19 protein-coding genes and 2 pseudogenes are annotated in these 24,487 nt (G+C 65.6%); 16 read left to right on the top strand and 5 right to left on the bottom strand.

All coding sequences use genetic code 11. The features are described 5' to 3' along the window. The first annotated feature begins 120 nt into the window (after window positions 1–120). The 15 genes and pseudogenes from NOF53_RS10675 (at window position 121) to NOF53_RS10745 (ending at window position 16,727) form a co-directional block, all read left to right on the top strand. Window positions 121–541, top strand: a pseudogene (locus NOF53_RS10675) (Fur family transcriptional regulator). 47 nt (window positions 542–588) lie between these two features. Beyond that, window positions 589–2,844 carry a catalase/peroxidase HPI gene (gene katG, locus NOF53_RS10680; RefSeq protein WP_255968021.1) on the top strand — a complete coding sequence of 752 codons (2,256 nt, stop codon included), beginning with the start codon at window positions 589–591 and terminating at the stop codon, window positions 2,842–2,844. 648 nt (window positions 2,845–3,492) lie between these two features. After that, window positions 3,493–5,127 carry a ferritin family protein gene (locus tag NOF53_RS10685; protein WP_255968022.1) on the top strand — a complete coding sequence of 545 codons (1,635 nt, stop codon included), beginning with the start codon at window positions 3,493–3,495 and terminating at the stop codon, window positions 5,125–5,127. A gap of 86 nt (window positions 5,128–5,213) precedes the next feature. Next, entirely contained in the window at window positions 5,214–6,257 is a 1,044-nt protein-coding gene (locus NOF53_RS10690; protein WP_255968023.1) for a 2Fe-2S iron-sulfur cluster-binding protein, read from the top strand. A 49-nt stretch (window positions 6,258–6,306) separates the two neighbouring features. Next, window positions 6,307–7,413, top strand: coding sequence for an aromatic/alkene monooxygenase hydroxylase subunit beta (locus NOF53_RS10695; RefSeq protein ID WP_255968025.1), 1,107 nt, complete (start codon window positions 6,307–6,309; stop codon window positions 7,411–7,413). Then, entirely contained in the window at window positions 7,410–7,751 is a 342-nt protein-coding gene (gene mimD / locus NOF53_RS10700) for a propane 2-monooxygenase effector subunit MimD (protein WP_009472934.1), read from the top strand. Before NOF53_RS10695 ends, mimD begins: the two co-directional genes overlap by 4 nt. Window positions 7,752–7,830: 79 nt before the next feature. After that, window positions 7,831–8,877, top strand: coding sequence for an amidohydrolase family protein (locus NOF53_RS10705; protein WP_255968028.1), 1,047 nt, complete (start codon window positions 7,831–7,833; stop codon window positions 8,875–8,877). Further along, window positions 8,874–9,617: an iron-sulfur cluster assembly protein gene (locus NOF53_RS10710; protein WP_255968030.1), complete on the top strand. Its 744-nt coding sequence runs from the start codon at window positions 8,874–8,876 to the stop codon at window positions 9,615–9,617. Before NOF53_RS10705 ends, NOF53_RS10710 begins: the two co-directional genes overlap by 4 nt. After that, a complete protein-coding gene (locus NOF53_RS10715) occupies window positions 9,614–10,639 on the top strand; it encodes an NAD(P)-dependent alcohol dehydrogenase (protein ID WP_255968032.1) in 1,026 nt (341 codons plus the stop codon). The genes NOF53_RS10710 and NOF53_RS10715 overlap by 4 nt, the downstream gene beginning before the upstream one ends. A gap of 45 nt (window positions 10,640–10,684) precedes the next feature. After that, complete coding sequence (gene groL, locus NOF53_RS10720; RefSeq protein WP_255968034.1) at window positions 10,685–12,334, top strand: chaperonin GroEL; 1,650 nt, start codon at window positions 10,685–10,687, stop codon at window positions 12,332–12,334. Window positions 12,335–12,433: 99 nt separating this feature from the next. Next, on the top strand, window positions 12,434–12,760 hold the full coding sequence (locus tag NOF53_RS10725) for a putative quinol monooxygenase (protein ID WP_255968036.1): 327 nt from the start codon (window positions 12,434–12,436) through the stop codon (window positions 12,758–12,760). A 52-nt stretch (window positions 12,761–12,812) separates the two neighbouring features. After that, complete coding sequence (locus tag NOF53_RS10730) at window positions 12,813–14,183, top strand: FAD-binding oxidoreductase (RefSeq protein WP_255968038.1); 1,371 nt, start codon at window positions 12,813–12,815, stop codon at window positions 14,181–14,183. Beyond that, complete coding sequence (locus NOF53_RS10735) at window positions 14,180–14,368, top strand: hypothetical protein (RefSeq protein ID WP_255968041.1); 189 nt, start codon at window positions 14,180–14,182, stop codon at window positions 14,366–14,368. The genes NOF53_RS10730 and NOF53_RS10735 overlap by 4 nt, the downstream gene beginning before the upstream one ends. Before the next feature lie 102 nt (window positions 14,369–14,470). Beyond that, window positions 14,471–16,219: a sigma-54-dependent Fis family transcriptional regulator gene (locus tag NOF53_RS10740; RefSeq protein WP_255968162.1), complete on the top strand. Its 1,749-nt coding sequence runs from the start codon at window positions 14,471–14,473 to the stop codon at window positions 16,217–16,219. Between the two features lie 265 nt (window positions 16,220–16,484). After that, window positions 16,485–16,727 (top strand): hypothetical protein, encoded by a 243-nt coding sequence (locus NOF53_RS10745; protein WP_255968043.1) that lies wholly within the window; start codon window positions 16,485–16,487, stop codon window positions 16,725–16,727. 567 nt (window positions 16,728–17,294) lie between these two features. On the opposite strand, the gene NOF53_RS10750 is transcribed toward NOF53_RS10745, so the two are convergent. Beyond that, a complete protein-coding gene (locus NOF53_RS10750; RefSeq protein WP_255968164.1) occupies window positions 17,295–18,200 on the bottom strand; it encodes a LysR family transcriptional regulator in 906 nt (301 codons plus the stop codon). A 33-nt stretch (window positions 18,201–18,233) separates the two neighbouring features. Between NOF53_RS10750 and NOF53_RS10755 the strand changes: the two are divergent. Beyond that, window positions 18,234–18,861, top strand: a pseudogene (locus NOF53_RS10755) (putative sulfate exporter family transporter); the annotation flags it as partial. 10 nt (window positions 18,862–18,871) lie between these two features. Here NOF53_RS10755 and NOF53_RS10760 read toward each other — a convergent pair. From NOF53_RS10760 to NOF53_RS10775, 4 genes are read right to left on the bottom strand one after another with little or no spacing between them, the layout of a single operon-like run. Then, a complete protein-coding gene (locus NOF53_RS10760) occupies window positions 18,872–20,935 on the bottom strand; it encodes a heavy metal translocating P-type ATPase (RefSeq protein ID WP_255968045.1) in 2,064 nt (687 codons plus the stop codon). 35 nt (window positions 20,936–20,970) lie between these two features. After that, complete coding sequence (locus NOF53_RS10765; RefSeq protein WP_374212596.1) at window positions 20,971–21,297, bottom strand: metal-sensitive transcriptional regulator; 327 nt, start codon at window positions 21,295–21,297, stop codon at window positions 20,971–20,973. Next, window positions 21,294–23,555 carry a heavy metal translocating P-type ATPase gene (locus tag NOF53_RS10770; RefSeq protein WP_255968047.1) on the bottom strand — a complete coding sequence of 754 codons (2,262 nt, stop codon included), beginning with the start codon at window positions 23,553–23,555 and terminating at the stop codon, window positions 21,294–21,296. The genes NOF53_RS10765 and NOF53_RS10770 overlap by 4 nt, the downstream gene beginning before the upstream one ends. Next, entirely contained in the window at window positions 23,555–24,457 is a 903-nt protein-coding gene (locus NOF53_RS10775; protein WP_255968049.1) for a DUF8832 domain-containing protein, read from the bottom strand. Before NOF53_RS10775 ends, NOF53_RS10770 begins: the two co-directional genes overlap by 1 nt. Between the last annotated feature and the right edge of the window lie 30 nt (window positions 24,458–24,487).

Here is a 24,487-nt window from a genome sequence, read left to right on the forward strand (position 1 = left end):
AAACTGCCGAAACCTTCCACAGTTGAGTCGCCTCGGCGGCCTCGGGCATGCGTCTCAATCTGACTCACTATCTTGATCAATTACAAAATGAGCGGGCATAGTCGGCCCGTGTCCTCGACGATGGATTTGATGCGGCAGCAGCTGCGGCTCGCTGACCTGCGTGTTACCCGCCCCAGGGTTGCCGTACAGGAGGCGGTAGGCGAATCCGCATGCCGACACGGAGGCGATTCTCCGAGCGGTACGCGCCGTCCTTCCGAGCGTTTCTCAACAGGCGGTGTACGAGGTGCTGCATGCTGTGGCCGCGGCAGGGGTGGTGCGACGGATCCAAACCTCAGGATCCTTGGCCCGCTACGAGTCTCGGGTCGGCGATAACCACCACCATGTGGTGTGTCGGCCCTGCGGGGCTATCGCGGACGTCGACTGTGCCGTCGGTGACACGCCCTGCTTGACCGCGTCGTACGACAACGGATTCTGTGTCGACGAGGCGGAGGTCATCTTCTGGGGCCAGTGTCCCGACTGCTTCCCATCGCATTTCGCATAGCCGATCAACGAACCACAACCCGAAGTACCCCCCTTGGAAGGAAAGCCTTGTCCGACAACACGCAAACCCTCGCAGAAGAGCACCCCCCGATCGCGGCGGCCAGCACCGAATCCGAGCAGAGCGGCGGGTGCCCCGTTGCCCACGGTCGGCTGGGGCACCCCACCGAAGGTGGTGGAAACCGTGACTGGTGGCCGAACCAGCTCAACCTCGCGATCCTCCAGAAGAACCCCGCCGTGCGCAATCCCATGGACGAGGACTTCGATTACGCCAAGGAATTCGCGTCCGTCGACCTCGAAGCCCTGAAGCGTGACATCGAGGAGGTCATGACCACCTCACAGGACTGGTGGCCCGCCGACTACGGCCATTACGGCCCCCTCTTCGTCCGCATGGCATGGCACGCCGCGGGCACCTATCGCATCACCGACGGACGCGGCGGCGCCGGGGCAGGTATGCAGCGGTTCGCGCCCCTGAACAGCTGGCCCGACAACGCGAACCTCGACAAGGCCCGCCGGCTGTTATGGCCGGTGAAGAAGAAGTATGGAAAGACCGTTTCCTGGGCCGACCTGATTGTCTTCGCCGGCAACGTCGCGCTGGAGTCGATGGGCTTCGAAACCTTCGGTTTCGGTGGCGGCCGGGTCGACCGGTGGGAACCGGAAGAGGACGTGTACTGGGGCCCGGAACTCACCTGGCTCGGCGACGAGCGCTACAGCGGTGCCCGGGACCTCGAGAAGCCGCTCGGCGCAGTCCAGATGGGTCTGATCTACGTGAATCCCGAGGGCCCGAACGGAAACCCAGACCCCCTCGCCGCGGCTGCCGATATCCGTGAGACATTCCGGCGGATGGCGATGAACGACGCCGAAACGGCCGCACTGATAGTCGGTGGCCACACCTTCGGCAAGGCCCACGGCGCCGGCCCCGCCGACCACGTCGGCCCCGAGCCCGAGGCGGCACCGCTGGAGGAGCAGGGTCTCGGCTGGAAGAGCTCCTTCGGTACCGGCGTGGGTAAGGACGCAATCACCAGTGGCCTCGAGGTTGTCTGGACGCCCACCCCGACCGAGTGGGACAACACGTTCCTGGAGACCCTGTACGGCTACGAGTGGGAGCTGACAAAGAGTCCCGCCGGCGCGAACCAGTGGGTCGCGAAGAACGGCGCCGGTGCAGGCACTGTGCCCGATCCCTTCGACCCGTCGGTGCGGCGTGCCCCGACCATGCTGACCACTGACCTGTCGTTACGCGTGGACCCGATCTACGAGGAGATCACCCGTCGCTGGCTCGACCACCCGGAGGAGCTTGCGGACGAGTTCGCGAAGGCCTGGTACAAGCTGACTCACCGTGACATGGGCCCTGTCGTCCGCTACCTCGGGGCGCTTGTCCCGGAGGAGGCTCTGTTGTGGCAGGATCCCCTCCCCTCGGTGACCCACGAACTCATCGACGCCGATGACATCTCCATCCTCGAGAGAAAGATCCTCTCGTCGGGTCTGTCTATCCCGCAGTTGATCTCCACTGCGTGGGCGGCGGCGTCGTCCTTCCGCGCCAGCGATCTGCGCGGCGGTGCCAACGGTGGTCGTATCCGCCTCGAGCCGCAGAGCAGGTGGGAGGTCAACAACCCGACCGAGCTCGCGCAGGTGGTGCGGACCCTGGAGAGCATTCAGGAGTCCTTCAACACCGCTCAGACCGGGAACAAGCGGGTCTCGTTCGCCGACCTCGTCGTGCTCGGTGGCGCTGCTGCTGTTGAACAGGCCGCAAGGAACGCCGGGCACGACGTCGAGGTGCCCTTCACACCGGGCCGCACCGATGCCACGCAGGAGCAGACCGATGTGGAGTCGTTCTCCGCGCTCGAGCCGACCGCGGACGGTTTCCGCAATTACCTCGGGAAGACTCACCGGCTGCCGGCCGAGTACCTGCTGGTCGACAAGGCGAACCTGCTGAACCTCAGCGCCCCGGAGCTCACTGTCCTGGTAGGTGGTCTGCGGGTGCTGGGCGCGAACCACGAGCAGTCTCCACTGGGAGTTTTCACCTCGAACCCCGGGTCGTTGACCAATGACTTCTTCGTGAACCTGCTCGACCTGGAAACGGCTTGGGCGCCATTGTCTGCGGACTCGGCTACCTATGAGGGCCGCGACCGCGTCACCGGCGAGGTGAAGTGGACCGGAAGCCGCGTCGACCTGCTGTTCGGGTCGACCTCGGAGCTGCGCGCGCTGGCTGAGGTGTACGCTGCCGACGACGCCCAGCAGAAGTTCGTCCGGGACTTCGTCTCTGCGTGGGACAAGGTGATGAACCTCGATCGGTTCGATCTCTCCTGATCTCTTCATGCGGCACCCTGCGAGTCCATACTCGAGGGGTGCCGCACTGCGTTGGAGATGATGGTCGCTGGGCCGAGGATGGCGTTCGGCGCGAACCACCTCCGACCGGTACCTGGGCTCCTCGGTGCCGAGCTGGTTTCATCCGAATCCCGACCGGGCCTGCCCCTCTCATCTGCGTTCCTGACACGCGAGCGCGGCTCCATGCTCAGAGCGGTTCCATCTAGGGAGCATGACGGCATCCGGGATCCCGGTCCGTGCAGGTGCCGCGAGCTGACTCCATAGCCTCATGGTGAGCACGTTGATCTGGTGCCGAACGCGCTCAACATCTCTCGTGGCGGTGCCAGGCCGCTGCGACCCGTGAGACCGCGTGGCGTGCGGTCCACCACCTCCGCAGTATGCGAACGGCACGCTCGCAGGCGACGCGCGAGCTATCTACCGCGCGCCTGATAGGCGCTGAAGATTACTCCCGGCGAGGCCAACTCCGGTTCGACCCGCGGCCTTGTGCGTCAGCGTAGGAAGCCACCACTCACGTCGGTGTGATGCCAGTCTCACACTGAGACGGTCGTGGGCTGGATCACACGGTTCAATCAATTGCACAACGTCCCCCACAGCCGGCACCCGGCCGGCTCTTGATCCAGGAGGCGCACATTGAGTAGGCAAAGCCTGACAAAGGCCCACGCGAAGATCACCGAACTGTCATGGGATCCGACATTCGCAACCCCGGCAACCCGGTTCGGCACCGACTACACCTTCGAGAAGGCTCCGAAGAAGGACCCCCTCAAGCAGATCATGCGGTCCTACTTCCCGATGGAAGAGGAGAAGGACAACCGCGTGTACGGCGCCATGGACGGCGCGATCCGCGGCAACATGTTCCGCCAGGTCCAGCAGCGGTGGCTCGAATGGCAGAAGCTGTTCCTGTCGATCATCCCTTTCCCGGAGATCTCGGCGGCCAGGGCCATGCCGATGGCCATCGACGCCGTTCCCAACCCGGAAATTCACAACGGGCTTGCGGTGCAGATGATCGACGAGGTGCGTCACTCGACGATCCAGATGAATCTCAAGAAGCTGTACATGAACAACTACATCGATCCGGCCGGATTCGACATGACCGAGAAGGCGTTCGCAAACAACTACGCGGGCACAATCGGCCGGCAGTTCGGTGAAGGGTTCATCACCGGCGACGCGATCACCTCGGCGAACATCTACCTGACCGTGGTCGCCGAGACCGCGTTTACGAACACCCTGTTCGTGGCCATGCCCGACGAGGCCGCCGCCAACGGCGATTACCTGCTGCCGACCGTGTTTCACTCGGTGCAGTCGGACGAGTCGCGGCATATATCGAACGGCTACTCGATTCTGCTGATGGCACTCGCCGACGAACGCAACCGTCCGCTGCTCGAACGCGACCTGCGGTACGCGTGGTGGAACAACCACTGCGTCGTCGACGCCGCGATCGGTACTTTCATCGAGTACGGCACCAAGGACCGCCGCAAGGATCGGGAGAGCTACGCAGAGATGTGGCGGCGGTGGATCTACGACGACTACTACCGCAGCTACCTCATCCCGCTCGAGAAGTACGGACTGACGATCCCGCACGACCTGGTCGAGGAGGCGTGGAAGCGGATCACCGAAAAGGGCTACGTCCACGAGGTGGCCCGGTTCTTCGCCACCGGATGGCCGGTGAACTACTGGCGGATCGACGCGATGACCGACAAGGACTTCGAGTGGTTCGAGCACAAGTACCCGGGCTGGTACTCGAAGTACGGCAAGTGGTGGGAGGAGTACAACCGCCTCGCCTACCCCGGCCGCAACAAGCCGATCGCGTTCGAGGAGGTCGGGTACCAGTACCCGCACCGATGCTGGACCTGCATGGTGCCTGCCCTCATCCGTGAGGACATGGTCGTGGAGAAGGTTGACGATCAGTGGCGCACCTACTGCTCGGAAACCTGCTACTGGACCGACGCTGTCGCGTTCCGCAGCGAGTACCAGGGCAGACCGACCCCGAACATGGGGAGGCTCACCGGATTCCGAGAGTGGGAGACCCTGCATCACGGTAAGGACCTCGCCGACATCGTCTCCGATCTCGGGTACGTCCGCGATGACGGCAAGACCCTGGTCGGCCAGCCGCACCTCGACCTGGACGACCCGAAGAAGATGTGGACTCTCGACGACGTTCGGGGCAACACCTTCCAGAGCCCGAATGTGCTCTTGAACGAAATGTCAGAGGCTGAACGCAACGCACACATCGCCGCGTACCGCGCCGGCGGCGCAGTTCCGGCCTGATTTCAGGCTCGGTGGGTGGCGCCGCGGCCACTCCGGCGCCACCCACCGCTCCACCATTCACTTCACAAAGCCCAGGAGAAACCCCCGTGGCCGACAAGCACGTAATCAACTTCGAACCCGTCGACATCGAGATGGAAGTCGGCGAAGACGAGTACATCCTCGATGCCGCGTTCCGGCAGGGCATCCACCTGATGCACGGCTGCCGTGAGGGACGCTGCTCGGCCTGCAAATCCTTCGTCCTCGACGGTGATATCCAGATGGAGGACTATTCGACGTTTGCGTGCAACGACGCCGAGGTCGACGAGGGCAACGTTCTGCTCTGCCGCTCAACTGCATACAGCGACTGCACAATCGAACTACTCAACTTCGACGAGGACGAACTCCTGGGCGGTGTCCCCATCCAAGATGTGCGCACTCGGGTGACCGGGATCGAGTCGATGACCAAGGACATCGTGTCGCTGCGTCTGGCGCCCGTCGAACCGGCGGCGTACGAATTCAAACCCGGTCAGTACTCCGACCTGTACATCCCGGGAACCGAGGAGCATCGGTCCTTCTCCATGGCGACAACCCAATCGACGCCGGGGGAGGTCGAGTTCCTCATCAAGAAGTACCCCGGTGGCAAGTTCGCCGGCCTGCTCGGGAACGGGATCTCGGTGGGTGACGAGATCGCCCTGACCGGCCCGTACGGGTCGTTCACCATCAAGGACGGCCATGTCCTGCCGATGGTCTTCATCGGCGGCGGCGCGGGGATGGCTCCGCTGCTGTCGTTGCTGCGGCACATGAGCGAGACGGGCAACACCCGGCAGGTTCACTTCTACTACGGTGCCCGCACCCCGCAGGACCTGTTCTACCTCGACGAGATCCTCGAACTCGGAAAAGGGCTGGCGGACTTCATATTTGTTGCTTGCCTGTCGCATTCGATGAATCCTCCACCTGCGGGTGCGATCGCCGTCGAGGACGGCAATGTCACCGACGTCGTCAGCCGCCGCGAACCGGACATCGGTCGAGCCGAGGTGTACCTGTGCGGGCCGCCGCCGATGGTCGATGCGGCCCTGGAACTGCTCGAGGCGAGGGGCACCCCGCACGACCAGATCTTCTACGACAAGTTCACCAGCCCCGCCTTCGAGTAGGCACCGAGGAAACCACTTTCCTGCTTCACCGACAGAACTGAGAAACGAGATGACCGCAACCTCCGAGTCCAAGCAACGTAGCTTTCCGAAGATCGAGTTCACCGACTCCGAAGCCGGTGCGCTGGAGTTCCCCAGCTCACGCAGCCGCTCCTTCACCTACTACACGCCGGCCAAGAAGCGGTCGACGATGTACGAGGACGTGACCGTCGACGTGCAGCCCGATCCCGACCGTCACCTGTCCCAGGGCTGGATCTACGGCTTCGGTGACGGCCCCGGCGGGTACCCACAGGAGTGGACGGCCGCAAAGTCGTCGAACTGGCACGCCTTCCTCGACCCGAACGAGGAGTGGGACCAGACCATCTACCGCAACAACTCCAAGGTGGTCCATCAGGTCGAGTTGTGCCTGTCCAACGCCAAGCGCGCCCGGGTCTACGACGCCTGGAACACCCCGTGGTTGACGTTCATCTCCCGCAACCTGGGGGCGTGGATGCACGCCGAGAACGGGTTGGCGCTGCACGTGTTCACCTCCATCCAGCGGTCCTGCCCGACGAACATGATCAACACGGCTGTCGCGGTGAACGCCGCCCACAAGATGCGCTTCGCCCAGGACCTGGCCCTGTTCAACCTGGATCTGTCCGAGGCCACCGAGAACTTCGACGGTGCCGCCCACAAGGAGGTCTGGCAGTCCGCGCCCGAATGGCAGCCCACCCGTGAGGTCGTCGAGCGGCTCACCGCGGTTCCGGACTGGTGCGAGCTGCTGTTCGCCTCGAACATCATCTTCGAGCAGCTGGTCGGCACCCTGTTCCGCAGCGAATTGGTCATGCAGATCGCCGCCGGTAACGGCGACTACATCACCCCCACCATCGTGGGCACCGGCGAACACGACTACGACCGCGACCTCAACTACACCCGCAACCTGTTCCGATTGCTCACCCGCGACCCCGAGCACGGGGAAACGAACAAGGAGCTCTTCGGCACCTGGCTCGCCACCTGGGTGCCCCGATGCCTCGCCGCCGCCCGGGCCCTGCAGCCGATCTGGTCGCAGCCGGCCGACAAGGCCGTCACCTTCGCCACCAGTTTGGATGCCGCCACCGACAAGTTCCGTTCCCTGCTCGAGGACCTCGGGCTCGACATCCCCAAGGAGTTGGACAAGTGAGCATGCAATTCGGATCGTCCACCGAGTTCTCCAACATGTGTGGCGTCACCTTGATGAACACCCCCATCGGCCGCGTCGTCGCGGAGGTGATGGGCGCCAAGGACGGTGTGGAGCTGACCGAGTACCCGTCGATGATCCGCGTCGACGGCCAGAAGCTGCTCGACTTCGACTACGAGGAACTCACCGACGCCCTCGGCCAGGAATTCGACGGCTCCATCTTCGAGGAGATCAGCTCCACCCACTACGGGCGCATGGTCCACCTCGACGAGAAAACCCTGCTGTTCGCCAGCCCGGAGGACGCCGCCGAGTACATCGGATTCGACCTCACAGCGCAGTAGATGACAGCCGTCCGGGGCCACACAGGGTGGCCCCGGACACCCCCAGCCCACCCGAAAACCAGGACCAAGCGAGGACCCGATGTATCAGAAGGACGGTCAGAAGTATTTCATCGTGGACGGCCACGTACACGTCTGGGACGCCCGCGAGTCGAACCAGAAGAACGTGCACGGCAAGCAGTTCATCGACTGCTTCTACGACTATCACAAGAACCTCAGCCCCGAAGAGGTCGTGTGGGACTACGACACCTACACGTACTACGGCAGCGAACGCTTCGAGCGTGACATCTTCGTGGAGGGATACGTCGACCACGCGATCTTCCAGGCCACCTTGCTCAGCGACTTCTACCACAACGGATTCGGGCGCACCGACGAGGCACTCGCCCTGGTCGCCAAGCACCCCGGCAAACTGACCTACAACCACGCCTACGATCCCCGCCACGAGGAGGCCGGGCTCGAGCAGCTCCGCCGCGATGCCGACCGGATGAACCTGCAGGGCGTCAAGCTCTACACCGCCGAATGGCACGGCGACTCCCGCGGCTACAAACTCGATGATCCCTGGTCCCGGCGCTACCTCGAAGAGTGCATCGAGTTGGGGATCAAGAACATTCACGTCCACAAGGGTCCGACGATCCGCCCCCTCGACCGCGACGCCTTCGACGTCTCGGACGTCGACAAGGTCGCCACCGACTACCTGGACCTGCGTTTCGTCGTCGAGCACGTGGGCCTGCCGCGGCTCGAGGACTTCTGCTGGATTGCCACCCAGGAGTCGAACGTGTACGGCGGCCTGGCGGTTGCCCTTCCGTTCATCCACACCCGGCCCCGCTACTTCGCCCAGATCATCGGCGAGCTGCTCTACTGGATCGGCGAGGACAAGATCCTGTTCGGCAGCGACTATGCGCTGTGGACCCCGAAGTGGCTGATCGAGAAGTTCGTCGACTTCCAGATCCCCGAGGACATGCAGGGCGAGTACGCCCCGATCACCGCCCCGCAGAAGCAGAAGATCCTCGGTCTCAACGCGGCAGCGCTGTACGACATCGACGTTCCCGCGGACCTGCGACTGGCCGAGCCGGCCGGGCAGGAAGGTGTGGAGGTCGCTGCCGGGGCCCAGGAGACCGTGTCGTCATGACCGCCGCCGTTGCCTGCACCGAACAGGACGTGCTGATGGCCCTGTCGACGGTCACGGATCCGGAGCTGGACGAGCCGATCACCGATCTCGGGTTCGTCCGGTCGGTCACCCTCGACGACGACGGGGTCACCGTTCATCTCCGGCTGCCCACCGCGTTCTGCTCGCCGAACTTCGCCTACCTCATGGCCTCCGACGCCCTCGACGCCCTGCATCTGATCGAGGACATCGGCGAGGTACGGGTGCTGCTCGACGACCACCACGACAGCGACAAGATCAACGCCGGCCTCGCGGCCGACGCCGGATACGTCGGGACGTTCGGCTCCGAGGCGGAGGAGAGTCTGCACGAACTGCGCCGAACTTTTCTGTCCAAGTCGCACGCCGCGGCGATGGAGCGGTGCGTCGAGGCGCACCTGAAGACCACCGACATGGGTGTGAACGAGATTTACCGACTCGTTCTCAGCGACCTCGCTCCCGGAAAAGCGAAGGCCGCGTTGCTGCGACGCCGAATCCGCATCGGGTTGAGCATCTGCCCGGTCAGCCCGGTGTTCGTCGACGACGACGGCAAACGCATACCCGCGGAGTCGGTGCCCATGCGGCTTCGCTTCGCCAAGTCGGTGCGCATCTCGATGGAAGGCAACGCCCACTTCTGCCGCGGCCTGCTGGCTACCCGTTACGCCGACAACGAATCCGTCGGCGTCACACCGCGAATCACCAACCTCAGAACCAGGAGCCCGCGATGAAGGCCGTGCAAGTGGTGGGATACCACACCAAGCTGCAGCTCACCGACATTCCCGAACCCACGATCGAGGGCCCCCTCGATGTCATTGTGCGCATCGGCGGAGCCGGCGTGTGCCGCACCGACCTGCACGTCCTCGAAGGTCAGTGGGAGGAGAAGACCGGTGTCGCGCTGCCGTACACGATCGGCCACGAGAACGCCGGCTGGGTGCACGCCGTTGGCGACGCCGTCAGCAATGTGACGGTCGGCGACAAGGTGATCCTGCACCCGCTCATCACGTGCGGGTTGTGCCGGGCGTGCCGTTTCGGTGACGACGTCCACTGCCAGAACAGCAAGTTCCCCGGCATCGACGTCAACGGCGGGTACGCCGAATATCTGCACACCACCGCCCGTAGCGTGGTCCGGATCGACGACTCGCTCGAACCGGCCGACGTCGCCGCCCTCGCCGACGCAGGCCTGACTGCGTACCACGCCGTCGCCAAGGTCGCCAAGACTACCCGGCCCGGAGACGTGTGCGTGGTGATCGGGGCCGGCGGACTCGGCCACATCGGGATCCAGGTCCTGAAGGCCATCTCCGGTGTCACCGTGGTCGTGCTCGACCGCAACCCCGCGGCCGTCGAACTCGCCGTGAAGATCGGCGCAGACCACGGCATCGTCGCCGACGGCACCCACATTCAGCAGGTGCTCGACCTGACCGGCGGGCACGGCGCCGAAGCCGTCGTCGACTTTGTCGGCGAGGGCGGCGCGACCCGGGAAGGGATCGCGATGCTGCGCCGCGCCGGGAACTACTACGTCGTCGGCTACGGCGAGAACATCGACGTACCAACCATCGACGTGATCTCCACCGAGATCAACTTCATCGGAAACCTCGTCGGCTCCTACAACGATCTGCAGGAGCTCATGACCCTTGCCGCCCAGGGCAAGGTCACTCTGCACACCACCCGGTACCGGCTCGAGGACTTCCAGCAAGCACTCGACGATCTCGATGCCGGGCGGGTGCGCGGCCGGGCGATTCTCGTCCCGTAGCAATCCGCATCCTCCGCCCGAGTAAGCACGAAAGGAACATCAGCCATGGCCAAAGAGCTGCGGTACAACACGGACGCCCGAGCGCGTCTCGAGCAGGGCGTCAACGCTCTCGCCGACGCGGTCAAGGTGACCCTCGGCCCCAAGGGGCGTAACGCGGTGCTCGAAAAGCTCACCGGGCCACCGACGATCACCAATGACGGCGTGACCATCGCGCGCGAGATCCAGCTCCGCGAACCCTTTGCCAACATGGGTGCCCAGCTGGTCAAGGAAGTGGCGATGAAGACGAACGGTGTAGTCGGCGACGGCACCACCACCGCGACTGTGCTCGCCCAGGCGATGGTCCGCGAGGGACTGCGGTCCGTCGACGCCGGCGCCAACCCCATGCGGGTGCGACGTGGCATCGAGCGGGCCGTGTCCGTGGTCGTCGACTCCCTCCGCGAGCAGGCATCCCAGATCGCGGGGCAGAGCGATCTACAGCGGATCGCGACCCTCGCCGCCAGCGACGACGAAGTGATCGGTCACGCCATCTCGACGGCCGTCGACTACGTCGGTAAGTCCGGGGTCGTCACCACCGAGGAGAGCGACACCCTCGGGCTGTCGGTCAACATCGTCGACGGTATCGAGTTCGACCACGGCTACATCTCGGGCTACATGGTCACCGACCCGGAGCGGATGGAAGCGGTGCACACCAATCCGTTGATCTTGCTGACCAACAAGAAGATCACCCAGGTCCAAGACATCATGCCGAGCATCGAGGTGGCCAAGCGCGCCGACCGGCCGCTGGTGGTGTTGGCCGAGGACGTCGACGGTCCGGCCCTACAATTGCTCGTCGGCGGAAACATGCACAAGACGATGCAGTCGGTGGTCGTGCGGGCTCCCGGTTTCGGTCACCGCCGCGTCGCCGAACTCGAAGACCTCGCTGTGGCGCTGGGTGGGCACGTGATCGCCAAGGACACCGGCATCGAACTGTCCGAAATCAGCGTCGAACATCTCGGTTCGTGTGACCGCATCACCGTGACCGAGAACGAGACCACGATTGTGGGCGGACACGGGGACCAGCGCCTCCTCGAAGCCCGCATCGCCCAGCTCGAGGCCCAGCTCGAACGCGCCAAGATCGAGGCGGACCAGGAAAGCCTCGAACTGCGCATCGCCCGGCTCACCGGTCGGGTTGCTGTCATCCGCGTCGGCGGTGCGACCAGTGTCGAACTCAAGGAACGGATGCTTCGCGTCGACGACGCCCTGGCTGCCACCCGCGCCGCGGTAGAGGCGGGAATCGTCTCCGGCGGTGGCACCGCGCTGGCGCAGTCGCACCGGGCATTGGCCGATCTCGACCTGGCCGGCGACGAGGCCATCGGGTGCGACGTCGTGCGCCGCGCCCTCCCCGAACCGCTGCGCTGGATCGCAATAAACGCCGGGTTCGACGGCCACGAGGTGGTCGAAGTGGTCGCCGGTTTGCCGCTCGGGCACGGATTCAACGCGCTCTCAGGCGAATACGGGGACATGTTCGACGACGGGGTGATCGATCCGTTCAAGGTCACCCGCGCCGCACTCGAGAGTGCGGCCTCGATCGCGGCACTGCTGATCACCACCGAAACCGCTGTCGTGGAGGAGGTTATAGGCAATCCTGGTGCCATCATGGCGCCCGGCTTCGGCGATCTCGCCGAAGGCATGGTCCGCCCGTCGAACATCTACTAGAGCGGACCAATGGGTCACCGCCTCGACTGCCCTGGGGGCGGTGACCCCCTTTCCCCGTTCCAGCGGTGAGGCATTCGTCCGAAAGAAGGTGAGTTATCGATGATTTTCATCGTGGTCAAGTTCAAGGTCCTCGACAAGTACCGGAACGATTGGTTGCTCGTCACCAAGGAGTTCACCGACGCGACCCGGTCCGAGCCGGGCAATCTCTGGTTCGAATGGCATCGCAGCGCAGACGATCCCGCTGAATTCGTGCTGATCGAGGCGTTCCGGGACGGGCAGGCCGGCTCCGACCACGTGAGCGCCGACCACTTTCGCAAAGGGCTGGACGCGATGCGCCCGGCACTGAGCGAGACACCGCGCATCATCCACATCGAACTGCCCGGCGACGACTGGGCCCGGATGGGCGAGCTGGAGATCAGCCGGTAACCCGGCGTGGTGCACAACCTGACGAGAACCCATCAGTGTGGAAGGACAATGCATGACCGTGGTGTCGACCGGTCCCGTCGCGGATCTGGTTGCGGGACTGGGTGATGCCGTGGTGACCGACAGCGCCACCATGATCGCCTACACCCGAGACCAGTCGTTGCTCTCGCCCTCCGGCCGCCCGCTTGCGGTGGTCCGCGCCCGATCCACCGAGCACGTCGTGACGGCGCTGAAAACCGCTCATCAATACGGTATTCCGGTCGTGACGAGGGGAGCGGGCACCGGCCTGGCCGGCGGGGCCAACGCGATCGACGGCTGTATCGTGCTCAGTACCGAGAAACTCAACCGCATTCTTGCGATCGACGAACAGTCCCGCATCGCCACGGTCGAGCCGGGAGTGATCAACGGTGATCTCGCGGCCGCCGCGGCGGAGCGCGGCCTGTGGTACGTCCCCGACCCCGGTAGTCGCGCCGTTTCCACGATCGGGGGGAATCTCGCAACCAACGCAGGCGGGGCGTGTTGCGCGAAATACGGGGTCACCGGTGACCACGTCGCCCGGATCAAGGCGGTGCTCGCTGACGGCCGGATCATCCACACCGGCGCCGCCACCCGCAAGAATGTCGCCGGATTGAACCTGACTCAACTGCTGGTCGGTTCCGAGGGCACCCTGGCCGTCATCGTCGAGGCGACCATGCGGCTGCGCCGAACACCGACGCACACGGCGACCGTCGTAGCGGCCTTCTCCGATCCTGTTCGGGCGGTCGATGCGGTGATGGCGATTCAGGCGGTGGCCGACCCGAGCCTGGTCGAACTCATGGACCGCACGACGATCGCAGCGGTCAACGACATGACCCACATGGGCCTCGACGAGACGGCCGGCGCGCTGCTGCTGATCCAATGCGACGGTGACGCGGCCGCCGCGGAGGCGCAGCGCAGCGCGGACGCGTGTCGTGCCTCCGGGGCCACCGAGTTGTACTCGAGCACCGACCCCGCCGAAGGTGACGCCCTCATGCAGGCCCGCCGTGTCGCGCTGACCGCCCTCGAACGCCGCGGCAGCACACTGCTCGACGATGTGGCCGTGCCGGTGCCCCGGCTGCCCCACATGCTCGACGCGATTGCCCGTATCGCCGACCGCCACCACTTGCTCATCGGCACTTTCGGGCACGCCGCCGACGGCAACCTGCATCCCACCATAGTGTTCGACCCCGCAGATCCCGACGCCACCGAACGGGCACACCAGGCCTTCGACGAGATGGTGACGCGATGCTTGGCGCTGGGCGGTTCCATCACGGGCGAGCACGGCGTCGGCGACCTCAAACGCCCCTACCTCGAACCCATGCTCGGCTCGGTGGAAACGTCCCTGATGGCAGGAATCAAGGCCGCCTTCGACCCCACCGGAATTCTCAATCCGGGACGTGCGATATGACACCCACGAAACCACACGTCCGATCGAAGCGGGACGACGACCTCGTCCTGGAGTTCGGCAACCGGTGGGCAGTGTTCGGCGGCGGCAGCGCCGAAGACATCTTCGTCACGTTCGGGTGGACCGAGGCGCAGTACTTCGAGCGCCTGCAGGTCCTGGCCGGACGCCGTTTCCCGCCCCCGCGCTGATCCCGGTCCTCCACCACCCCGTCTCATATTGAGACCCGTCTCACATCGAGACGACGTACCCTCAACTACGTGAGAGGTGGAGAATCGGGGCGTAAATACAGCATGACCAGCAAGGATCTACAGAAGGCGCGAGAGCTGTTCCTCGCCGACGACGGCCTCGACAGCTCCGTTCGCCAGCCCATCTCGTACTCGTGGCAGCGATCGAAGTCGCTCAAGGTGCGCCCCGACCAACTCGACCTCCCATTCGTACGAGAGCCGAATCTGGACTGCCCTCTCGTGGCGGCAGCCGAACCCGTCCTGCGGCAACTCGCGGACGGACTGGTCGACGAACCGGTGAGCGTCATCCTCACCTCGGCTGACGGAGTGATCTTGACCAGGATCACCGCCAGCCGACGACTCAATCGCACACTCGACGACGTCCAACTGATACCCGGTTACAGCTACTCGGAAGAATTCGCCGGGACCAACGGCATCGGCACCACTCTCGAAACCCGCAAGCCCACCCTGGTGACCGGCGCCGAGCACTACGCCGACTGTCTCGGGCAACTGGCGTGCGCCGGTGTCCCGATCACCCATCCGATGTCCGGCGCCCTCGTCGGCGCGCTCGATCTCACCGGCTGGGTAGAGGACGGTGGCCCGCTGTTGACCACCCTCGCCAAATCCGCGACGGCTCAGATCGAAGGCCGCCTCCTGGCACAGGCCAGTGCGGACCAGACCGCGTTACTCAACGCCTATCTGAAGGCCTGTCGACGGTCACCCCAAACGGGGGTGTTGGCGCTCGGCGACGACGTCGTTCTCGTCAACCGAAAACTACGCGTGGCACTGGATGCCCAGGATCAGGGCGCGTTGCTCGAGCACGCCGTGGACCTGAGCGGCGCTCCGGCCACCCAACGACACATCGTCGCCCTGCCCAGCGGGCAGACGGCCCGGCTGTCCTCGGTCGAGGACTTCGGGCTCGGGGCCCGACGGCAGATGGCCTTGTTCTACGTACATCTGCTGGAGATCCCCACATCGGGATCCCCTGCTCTGGAGAGCATCCGCGTCTTGCCCGGAATCACCGGCACCAGCGCGTCCTGGCGCCGCAGTTGCCAGCAGATCGCTCGCTGCGCACGCGAACAACAGTGGGTCACCGTCTCCGGCGAAGCCGGAAGCGGCCGAGCATCAGCTCTCAAAGCTGTTGCCATCGAACACATTCCCACCCGCACACGGATCTTCACGGTGGCCGAACTCGCGGGCGACAGCGCCGGCCTGCCGGCACTCGAACAGGAACTCGGACAAGACCGATTCAGCGTCATCCTGCGCGACATCGACCTCCTCGGTGAGTCGCACCTGCGGACTGTCGCCGACCTCGTTCAAGGACGCGAACACGCCGGATGGATCGGCGCGACCATCGGCGGAACCGATCACAACACCGACCTCGACACGCTGATCCTTCCCCACTTCAGCCATACCGTCACCATGCCCGCGCTGCGTCATCGCATCGACGATCTGCACAGTCTGGTACCGCATCTGCTGCGACAGCTCGGTCGCGGCGCAGAGTTGTCTCTCTCGCCGGCAGCGATGCGTCAACTCTGCAAGTACAGCTGGCCCGGAAACGTCACCGAACTCCGGCAGGTTCTGCATGAGGTGGTCCAGCGTCAGCGCTCCGGTGTCATCGAGGTCGATCAGCTACCCCCGATGTGCCGGTCCCTGAGCCGTCACACCCTGACCCAGATCGAAGCCCTCGAGCGCGACGCCATCGTGCGCAGTCTCGAAGAGAATCACGGCAACAAGAAGGCAGCGGCAACAGCTCTCGGCATTTCGCGGGCCACCATCTACCGCAAGATCAAGGAATTCGGAATCGACATCTGACGCCCTCCCGCTATGCGCCCCGCCACAATGCGCTCGGCACGAGGACGGCATCGACCGCAAGTGGTCGTCGTCCGACCGTCTCCGTCTGCGATCGGCCAGGGTGACACGAGGCCCTTCGGGGGACGTGTCAGGAAATGAGACAGGCAGCGCGCCCCAGCCGGCGGATCATGAGGTCAGAAAGCAAGCCCCGCACGGAACAGCAATCAGTGAGGGGCAACCGTTTCCGAGACCCGAGACGCGAACGCGGCGATGTGGAGGACCACCCATGAAGATGAACCCGCCTAGCGCGGAGACCTACCCGAAATGCCCACGCAGCACCTCCCGGGTGTGGTTGGTCGCTGCGCTTGCCCACACCCGCGAACCCGCCGATCGTCCCGCCGTACGTGACGATCTGATGCGGACCTGGGTCCCGGAGTCCGGCAGCGGTTACAGCACCTGCGACGGCCGGCGCCGTGCGACCTGGGCGCAATTGCACTCCCAGTTCGATCTCGTCGAGGTGACCCCATGACAACCCCCTGCGCTATCCGGCCCGCCCCGGACCGCCGCTCACCAAGGATGAAACGGTCCGCGGCGACGGCGGTGCAGGAACAACTGGCCCGGGAAGACGCTGCGGAAGACGCGCAACGCTTGTCCCCCGATGACCGAACGACGTGTCCACTGCACCGACGGTGGATCCACCAATGCGTCGCCTCACCGGCACACGTCAACGCCATTACGCGGCACAGGTGGTGCCGTCGATGCGCCGTGCCGCTGATCGTGACTGTGGACGAGATTGCACGGACAGTAACGATGGTCTGTCCGTCCTGCGGTCACGGTGGCAGCCCCGCCACCACACGATTGGTATCCGCCTGCTGCGCCAGCCTCATCCGAGCAACCGACCCACGACACTAGACGCGGAGCGAAAGACCGCTTCGGAACCACCACTTCTCTCCACGGCCCAACCCCGGTGCTGCTCCTCATGCGGGCGCGACTGTTGCCTCGGTCCTTCTGTCGCCGGGCGTGTTCCGCTCGGCCGTCACCGTGCTGGTCATCGCCGCAGGCGCGGTGACCTTCGCCGTCGGATAGACGGAGGCGCTCAGCGATCGATACCGACGCGGCGAACCAGCCGGACCAGTTCCCCCGCGGGACCGTCGAGTTGACGAGGCCCCCGCCACGCTGCGCGCAGTACGCGGTCGAGGTCGAGACCCTCGACGTCGATCACCTTCAGCTCACCGGCCTCCACCTGCTCCGCCACGGCGAGAGTGCTCATCACCGCGGGGCCGACCCCGGCCAGCACGCTGGTGCGAATGGCGGCGGCGCTACCGAGTTCCAGGAGCGGTGCCGCCCTGTCGTACTCCTGTAACGCCACATCGAGGGTGGTGCGCGTACCCGAGCCCGGTTCACGGGCCAGAAGCGGCGTCATGGCCAACTCGGCTACGGACAGTGTCTTTCGCCTGTGCGCCCATGGATGCGTGGGATGAACGACGACGACCAACCGGTCCCGCGCAACCGTGAGGCTTTTCAGGGGCCGCGGCACCGAGGGGGATTCGACGAACCCGACGTCACACGTCCGGCCGGCGATCCGCTCGAACACCTGTGTCGAATTGTGCACCTGCAGATGGATGGTGACGTCGGGGTGCAGGCTGCGGAACCGCCCCAGCCACGCCGGCATCAGATGCTCTGCCACCGTCATGCTGGCCGCGACCGTCAATTCGGCGGTGCGTTCGGCGCGCAAACCGTCCGCGACATCGAGCAGTCGGCGTGTATCGGAGAGAACCCGGCGAGCCCAGTGCGCGATCACCGTGCCCTGAGGCGTCAGCGTGGACCCCGTGGGGCTGCGCTGCAGCAGGGTCATACCGAACTGCCGCTCGAGTTGTTTGACGGCGCGGCTCGCGTTCGGCTGGGCCATTCCCGCGAGTCTGCTGGCGGCGCCGAGACTTCCGTGGTCGTCGACGCCGACGAGCAGCTCGAGAACGGCGAAGTCGGGCCATCTGCGGGGGATGCATCCAGTATATGACCTCTGCGCAAGACATATCTGATGTTCAGCGACATCCTCGGGCTCGGGTGGGGTGTGATCGTGGTGGTCGTCGCAATTGTCGGCTTCGGAATTCTCGGAACGATGTTCGCCGGTAAGCTCCTCGGACTGTCGTGGACGCAGCGCCTACTCATCGCGTGCGGGTTCTCGATCTGCGGTGCCGCGGCCGTCGCGGCCGTCGACGGGGTGGTGAGCGCTGAGGAGGAAGAAGTACTCACCGCCGTCGCCGTCGTGGTTGTCTTCGGCACACCGATGATTCCCACGGTCCCACTGCTGGCACGGGTCGGTCCTGATGCTGGCGCCCGTGATGGCCGTCCTCAGCGTGCGCCAGCGTCGATTGACGGCCGATCCGGACATGGACGTGAAGCGCCCGCCCCTCGTCCCCCTGTTCGTGCTCGCTTTCATCACCTGCGCGGGACTGCGGTCGACCGGACTGCTGCCCGCGAGCCTGCTGGTCGAGGCGAAGGTAGTGCAGACCGCGCTGCTGACGGCGGCAATGTTCGCGCTCGGGGCGGGAGTGCACGTGGCCACGATCAAGAAGGTCGGTGTCCGCCCACTGGTGCTCGCTGCCGTATCGACGGTGTGGGTGGCCTCGATCGCGCTGGTCGGTGTCCTACTCGTGGGCTGACCACACCCGGTCAGTTCCGTCCCAGCGTTCGTGGATCGAGGTTCAGTTGCCGCAATAGTTGAGCGTTGAGCGCGACGACGACGGTGGACACGGACATCAGGATGGCGGCCACCGCCGGCGAGATCGCCACACCCGCGAAGGCGAGTACACCCGCGGCCAGTGGGACGGCGATGATGTTGTATCCGGTGGCCCACACCAGGTTCTGCCACATCTTGCGGTAGCTGGCGCGGGAGAGGTCGATGATCGAAAGTACTGCACGGGGGTCGTCGGCGGCCAGGACGACGCCGGCGGATTCGATGGCGACATCCGTTCCCGCTCCGATCGCGACACCCACATCCGCCCGGGCCAGCGCCGGTGCGTCGTTGACACCGTCCCCGACCATCGCCACCCGATGCCCCCGCTGTTGCAGTGCAGCAACTTCGGCGTCCTTGTTCTCGGGCAGTACGTCCGCGAGGGTTTCGTCGATACCCAAGTCGGCGGCCACGGCGGCGGCAACCTGCCGGGCGTCACCGGTGATCATCGCGACCTTCACGCCGCGGGCATGGAGTGCGTCGACGGCCTGCCGCGACTCCGGTCGGACGGCGTCCTCGAGTGACAGCGCTCCCAGAACCGACCCGTCGCGGACGACGTGGAGAACCGACGCGCCCCGATCGATCCATCCCGCGGTGATGCGCGTAATTGGTTCGGGTACAGCGATTCCGAGTCCGGCGAGCATTGCCGGACCACCCACCGCGACTGGATGATCGTCGACGACCGCGCGGACGCCCCGACCAGGGTCCGACCGGAATTGTGACGCGGCGCGATGCCGGTCCGCGGGTACCCTGGCGGCGGCCTCGGCGACGATGGCGCGGGCCACGGGATGCTCGCTGTCTGCCTCGACAGCTGCTGCCAGGGCGAGCAGTTCGTGCTCCGTGGTACCTGCGACGGCGACGACTCCGGTGACTGCGTGCCTGGCCTGGGTCAGCGTGCCGGTCTTGTCGAACAGCACCACGTCCACATTGCGCATGCGCTCGAGCGCCAGGCGGTCCTTCACCAGCACACCGGCCTTCGCGGCGCGTTCGGTAGAGATGGCGATGACGAGTGGGATGGCCAGACCGAGCGCGTGCGGGCAGGCAATCACCAGAACGGTCACGGTACGCACGACCGCTTCGTCGACGTTCCCGAGGAGCGACCACACCGAGAAGGTGAGAACTCCGGCGACAGTGGCGAAGTAGAAGAGGAAGGCCGCGGCGCGGTCCGCGAGGGCCTGGGCGCGGGACGACGAGGCCTGGGCGTCGGCGACGAGTCGCTGGATCCCGGCGAGTGCGGTGTCCGCCCCCACTGCGTCGACATGAACGCGCAGGGCGCTGTCCGTTGCGACGGTGCCGGCCACGACCCTGTCGCCTGTGGTGCGGAGAACCGGTGCAGATTCGCCGGTGATCATCGACTCGTCGACTTCGGCCTGTCCATCCGCCACGGTGCCGTCGGCGGGAATACGGGCGCCGGCGCGCACCAATACGAGGTCACCCGACGACAAATCGGAAATGGGCACTTCGGTGATTCCGTCGTCGGTCACCTTGTCCGCGATGTCCGGTAGGAGCGCCGCAAGTGCATCGAGGGCGCCGGAGGCCGAGCCGAGAGCCCGCATCTCCAGCCAATGGCCGAGCAACATGATGACGATGAGAAGTGCGAGCTCCCACCAGAAGTCGAGATTGAACCCGCCCACTCCCAGGGTCGTCACCCAGGATGCGAGAAACGCCACGGTGATGGCCATGCTGATCAACAGCATCATGCCGGGCCGACGCGACTTCAGTTCGGCCACGCCGCCGGTGAGAAACGGGGCGCCGCCGTAGACGAAGATTGCGGTGCCGAGGCCCGGGGGAATCCAAGACGCTCCCGGGAAGTCCGGAACCGTGTAGCCGAGGAGGTCGGCGAACATGTGGCTGAACGCCACCACCGGCACCGACAGCAGAAGGGTGATCCAGAACTTCTCCCGGAACATTTCGCCGTGCGCCCCGTGTCCGGCATGCCGGTCGCCGTGTTCCTGGTGGGTTCGGTGGCCACCGTGTACTTCCTGCTGGTGATCGTGAGACATGTCTGCTCCCTCGGAAGCTGTGCTCATATCGTGGGTCAGGAACGCACCAGGCGTGCGATGGCGTCGGTGGCTTCCTTGATCTTGGCGGCTGCCTCCGGTCCGCCTGCGACGGCGGCGTCGACGACGCAGTGGCTGATGTGGTCATCGAGTAGACCGAGTGCCACGGCTTGCAGTGCCTTGGTCATCGCGGAGACCTGGGTGAGGATGTCGATGCAGTACTTCTCGTCCTCGACCATCCGCTGAAGGCCGCGGGCCTGCCCCTCGATCCTGCGTAACCGCTCGAGGTATTCGTCTTTCCCGCTGATGTAGCCGTGTCCGGAATGCTCGTCGTGCCGGGTGTCTGCTTCTGAAGCCACGGTCATCGCTCTTTCGGGTCGGAGGTGAGTGGTTGGAACCGGCGCAGTCGCAAGCTGTTACTGACGACGAACACCGAGGAGAACGCCATCGCGGCACCGGCCAGCATCGGGTTGAGCAGACCGGCCGCGGCCAGCGGGAGCGCGGCGACGTTGTAGGCGAAGGCCCAGAACAGGTTTCCCTTGATTGTGCTCAATGTTCTGCGCGACAGTCGGATCGCGTCGGCTGCGGCCCGCAGATCACCGCGCACCAGCGTGAGGTCGCTCGCCTCGATCGCGACGTCGGTTCCGGTTCCCATGGCCAGGCCCAGGTCGGCTTGTGTGAGGGCGGCGGCGTCGTTGACACCGTCACCGACCATCGCCACCACCTTCCCTTCGGCCTGCAGGCGTTTCACCACCTCGAGTTTGTCCTGGGGAAGGACCTCCGCGATTACCTGGTCGATGCCGACCTGAGCGGCGATGGCCTGCGCGGCCGATTGGTTGTCACCGGTCAGCATGATCGGGGTCAGGCCCAGACTGCGGAACTGTGACACCGCCTCGCGGGAAGTCGGTTTCACCGAATCGGCGACCACGAGCACGCCGCGGGCCTCGCCGTCCCAGCCGATCCCCACTGCGGTCCGGCCCTTCGCCTCCGCCGCCTCCACCACCTCGCGGAGCGCTTCGGGAAGGTGCAGTGACCAATCGCGGAGCAACGTCGGTCGTCCGATGACCACCGCATGTCCGTCGATGACACCCTGCACGCCGAGGCCTTCGATGTTGGCGAACTGCTCGACCTCCGGCAGCGTGCCGAGCCGGTCCCGCGCGGCGCGTGCGACGGCACGGGCGATGGGATGCTCGGACGCGTCCTCCAAGGCTCCCGCGAACCGTAGGACCGTGTCTTCGTCCGTGTTTCCGGCTGTGACCACGTCGTGCAGCGACATCGTGCCGGTGGTGACGGTGCCGGTCTTGTCGAGCACCACGGTGTCGACGCGGCGGGTCGATTCCAGCACTTCCGGGCCCTTGATCAGGATTCCCAGCTGCGCGCCGCGCCCTGTGCCCACCATCAGAGCGGTCGGAGTCGCGAGGCCGAGGGCGCACGGGCACGCGATGATCAGGACGGCGACCGCGGCCGTGAAGGCGGCGGCCACAGAACCGCCGGTGCCGATCCAGAACCCCAGCGTCGCCACCGACAGTGCGATCACGATCGGCACGAAAATTCCCGAGATCCGGTCGGCCAGCCGCTGCACCTGTGCTTTGCCGGTCTGCGCGTCCTCGACCATCTCCGCCATCTGTGCCAGTTGCGTGTCGGAGCCGATCCGGCTGGCCTCGACCACTATTCGGCCCCCGACGTTCACGGTGGCGCCGGCGACTTCGGAGTCGGGTGCCACTTCCACGGGCACCGACTCCCCGGTCAGCATCGACGCGTCTACCGCGGACGACCCTTCGACGACGACGCCGTCGGTGGCGATCTTCTCACCGGGACGGACCACGAAGCGGTCGCCCACGGCAAGTTGCTCGATGCTGATCAGCTGCTCGACTCCGTTGCGCAGCACCGATACTTCTTTGGCGCCCATCTCCAGTAGAGCTCGCAGCGCCGCGCCTGCCCGCCGTTTGGCCCGGGCTTCGAAGTAGCGGCCGGCGAGAATGAAGGTGGTGACTCCGGCTGCGGCTTCGAGATAGATGTTGCCGCTGCCGTCGACGCGCGCGATCGTCAGTTCGAAGGGGTGTGTCATGCCCGGCATTCCGGCCGTTCCCCAGAACAAGGCGTACAGAGACCAGCCGAACGCGGCGAGAGTGCCCATCGACACCAGGGTGTCCATGGTCGCGGCGCCGTGCCGGAGGTTGGTCCAGGCGGCTTTGTGGAAGGGCCACGCTCCCCACACCACGACCGGCGCCGCGAGGGTGAGCGAGAGCCACTGCCAGTTGGTGAACTGCAGGGCCGGGACCATCGCCAGTGCAATGACCGGAACGGTCAGCACGGTCGAGACGAGAAGTCGTTGTCGCAGGCTCGCCGCGGGATCGTCCTCCTGCACGACGGGTCGTGCGGTCTCGGGCAACCGCGCCGTGTACCCGGCCTGTTCCACGGTGCTCACCAGTTCGTCGGGGGACACGTCGGCCGAGTAGTGCACTCGCGCCTTCTCCGTGGCGTAGTTGACGGTGGCACTCACCCCGTCGAGCTTGTTGAGCTTGCGCTCGATGCGGTTGGCGCACGACGCGCACGTCATTCCGCCGATCGACAATTCGATCTGGGATCCCGAGGGCGCGGGGACGTCGGTGGTGCGGGTCATCACTTCTCCTGGGGAGGGGCGGAAACCGTGAATTCGGCGGTGTGGACTATCCCGGCGTGCTGGAAGTCCAGAAACAAGCGGTACTCGCCGGAACCGGGCGCTGTGACCGTGAAGTCGATGCCGGGTCCCGCGGGCGTTGCGCCGTCCCCCGGATGTCCCTCGGGATGCACGTGCAGGTATCCGAGGTCGGTGGTGCGGAGCGCGACCAGGTGCCCGTAGGCGCCGAGGTAGGGCTGCAGGTCGGTGACCGGTGATCCGTCACGACTGACCGTGAGGGTCAGCGTGGATGTCTGCCCGGGTTCGAGAGCGCCGGCGAGCGTGACGGTGTAACCGTCCACTGTGGTGGACGGCTGCGTCGGAGGCAGGGGCTGCGGATCGTAGGTGCCTGCGACCCGAAGGTCGGTACCGAGGGTCAGCGCGTCCCCGCCCGCAGGCATGAAGTCGGCGAACACCCGGTAGTCACCCGCCCCGGCCAGATCGAGCGGGACGCTCCACGTCCCCGACTCGTCGAGAGTGGGGTGAACGTGCTGGTACCCGGTCAGATCTCGGCGCACCGCGATGAGGTGCAGTTGCTTCTCGTGCTGGTCGACATACCGTGTCACGGGAGTTCCCGTGTGGTCGAGGATGCGGAACCGCAGAGGGACTTCGGCGCCGGTGGTGGCGACGGGCGACGCCAGTTCCAGGGTGTAGCCGTCCTGCGTGGACTGCAGTCCCTTCGGCGCCGCGTCGGCGGCCGCCGGGTGTCCCCCGGCGTCGTGTCCCCCGGAACCGTGGCTGTCGCCCGCGGCGTGGGCTGCGGGTTCGTCGATGTCCGGTCCGACCAACGCTCCCACTCCCGTCGCGGCAGCGAAGACGGCGACGAGACCGAGGGTGAAGCCGACGAACTTACCGGTGGCGTTCATGGTTGTTGCTCCTGCAGAGAGTTGGGCGGT

The organism is Rhodococcus tibetensis (genome assembly GCF_024438035.1).
In the GTDB taxonomy this organism is placed as follows: domain Bacteria; phylum Actinomycetota; class Actinomycetes; order Mycobacteriales; family Mycobacteriaceae; genus Rhodococcus_F; species Rhodococcus_F tibetensis.

What these genes read in the sequence shown, in the direction of transcription:
- NOF53_RS10775 (WP_255968049.1), bottom strand. Translation starts at nt 24,457, where the DNA reads ATGAACGCCACCGGTAAGTTCGTCGGCTTCACCCTCGGTCTCGTCGCC.
- NOF53_RS10765 (WP_374212596.1), bottom strand. Translation starts at nt 21,297, where the DNA reads ATGACCGTGGCTTCAGAAGCAGACACCCGGCACGACGAGCATTCCGGA.
- NOF53_RS10730 (WP_255968038.1), top strand. Translation starts at nt 12,813, where the DNA reads ATGACCGTGGTGTCGACCGGTCCCGTCGCGGATCTGGTTGCGGGACTG.
- NOF53_RS10745 (WP_255968043.1), top strand. Translation starts at nt 16,485, where the DNA reads ATGAAGATGAACCCGCCTAGCGCGGAGACCTACCCGAAATGCCCACGC.
- NOF53_RS10725 (WP_255968036.1), top strand. Translation starts at nt 12,434, where the DNA reads ATGATTTTCATCGTGGTCAAGTTCAAGGTCCTCGACAAGTACCGGAAC.
- groL (WP_255968034.1), top strand. Translation starts at nt 10,685, where the DNA reads ATGGCCAAAGAGCTGCGGTACAACACGGACGCCCGAGCGCGTCTCGAG.
- NOF53_RS10770 (WP_255968047.1), bottom strand. Translation starts at nt 23,555, where the DNA reads ATGACCCGCACCACCGACGTCCCCGCGCCCTCGGGATCCCAGATCGAA.
- NOF53_RS10740 (WP_255968162.1), top strand. Translation starts at nt 14,471, where the DNA reads ATGACCAGCAAGGATCTACAGAAGGCGCGAGAGCTGTTCCTCGCCGAC.
- NOF53_RS10705 (WP_255968028.1), top strand. Translation starts at nt 7,831, where the DNA reads ATGTATCAGAAGGACGGTCAGAAGTATTTCATCGTGGACGGCCACGTA.
- NOF53_RS10715 (WP_255968032.1), top strand. Translation starts at nt 9,614, where the DNA reads ATGAAGGCCGTGCAAGTGGTGGGATACCACACCAAGCTGCAGCTCACC.
- NOF53_RS10760 (WP_255968045.1), bottom strand. Translation starts at nt 20,935, where the DNA reads ATGTCTCACGATCACCAGCAGGAAGTACACGGTGGCCACCGAACCCAC.
- NOF53_RS10710 (WP_255968030.1), top strand. Translation starts at nt 8,874, where the DNA reads ATGACCGCCGCCGTTGCCTGCACCGAACAGGACGTGCTGATGGCCCTG.
- NOF53_RS10695 (WP_255968025.1), top strand. Translation starts at nt 6,307, where the DNA reads ATGACCGCAACCTCCGAGTCCAAGCAACGTAGCTTTCCGAAGATCGAG.
- NOF53_RS10735 (WP_255968041.1), top strand. Translation starts at nt 14,180, where the DNA reads ATGACACCCACGAAACCACACGTCCGATCGAAGCGGGACGACGACCTC.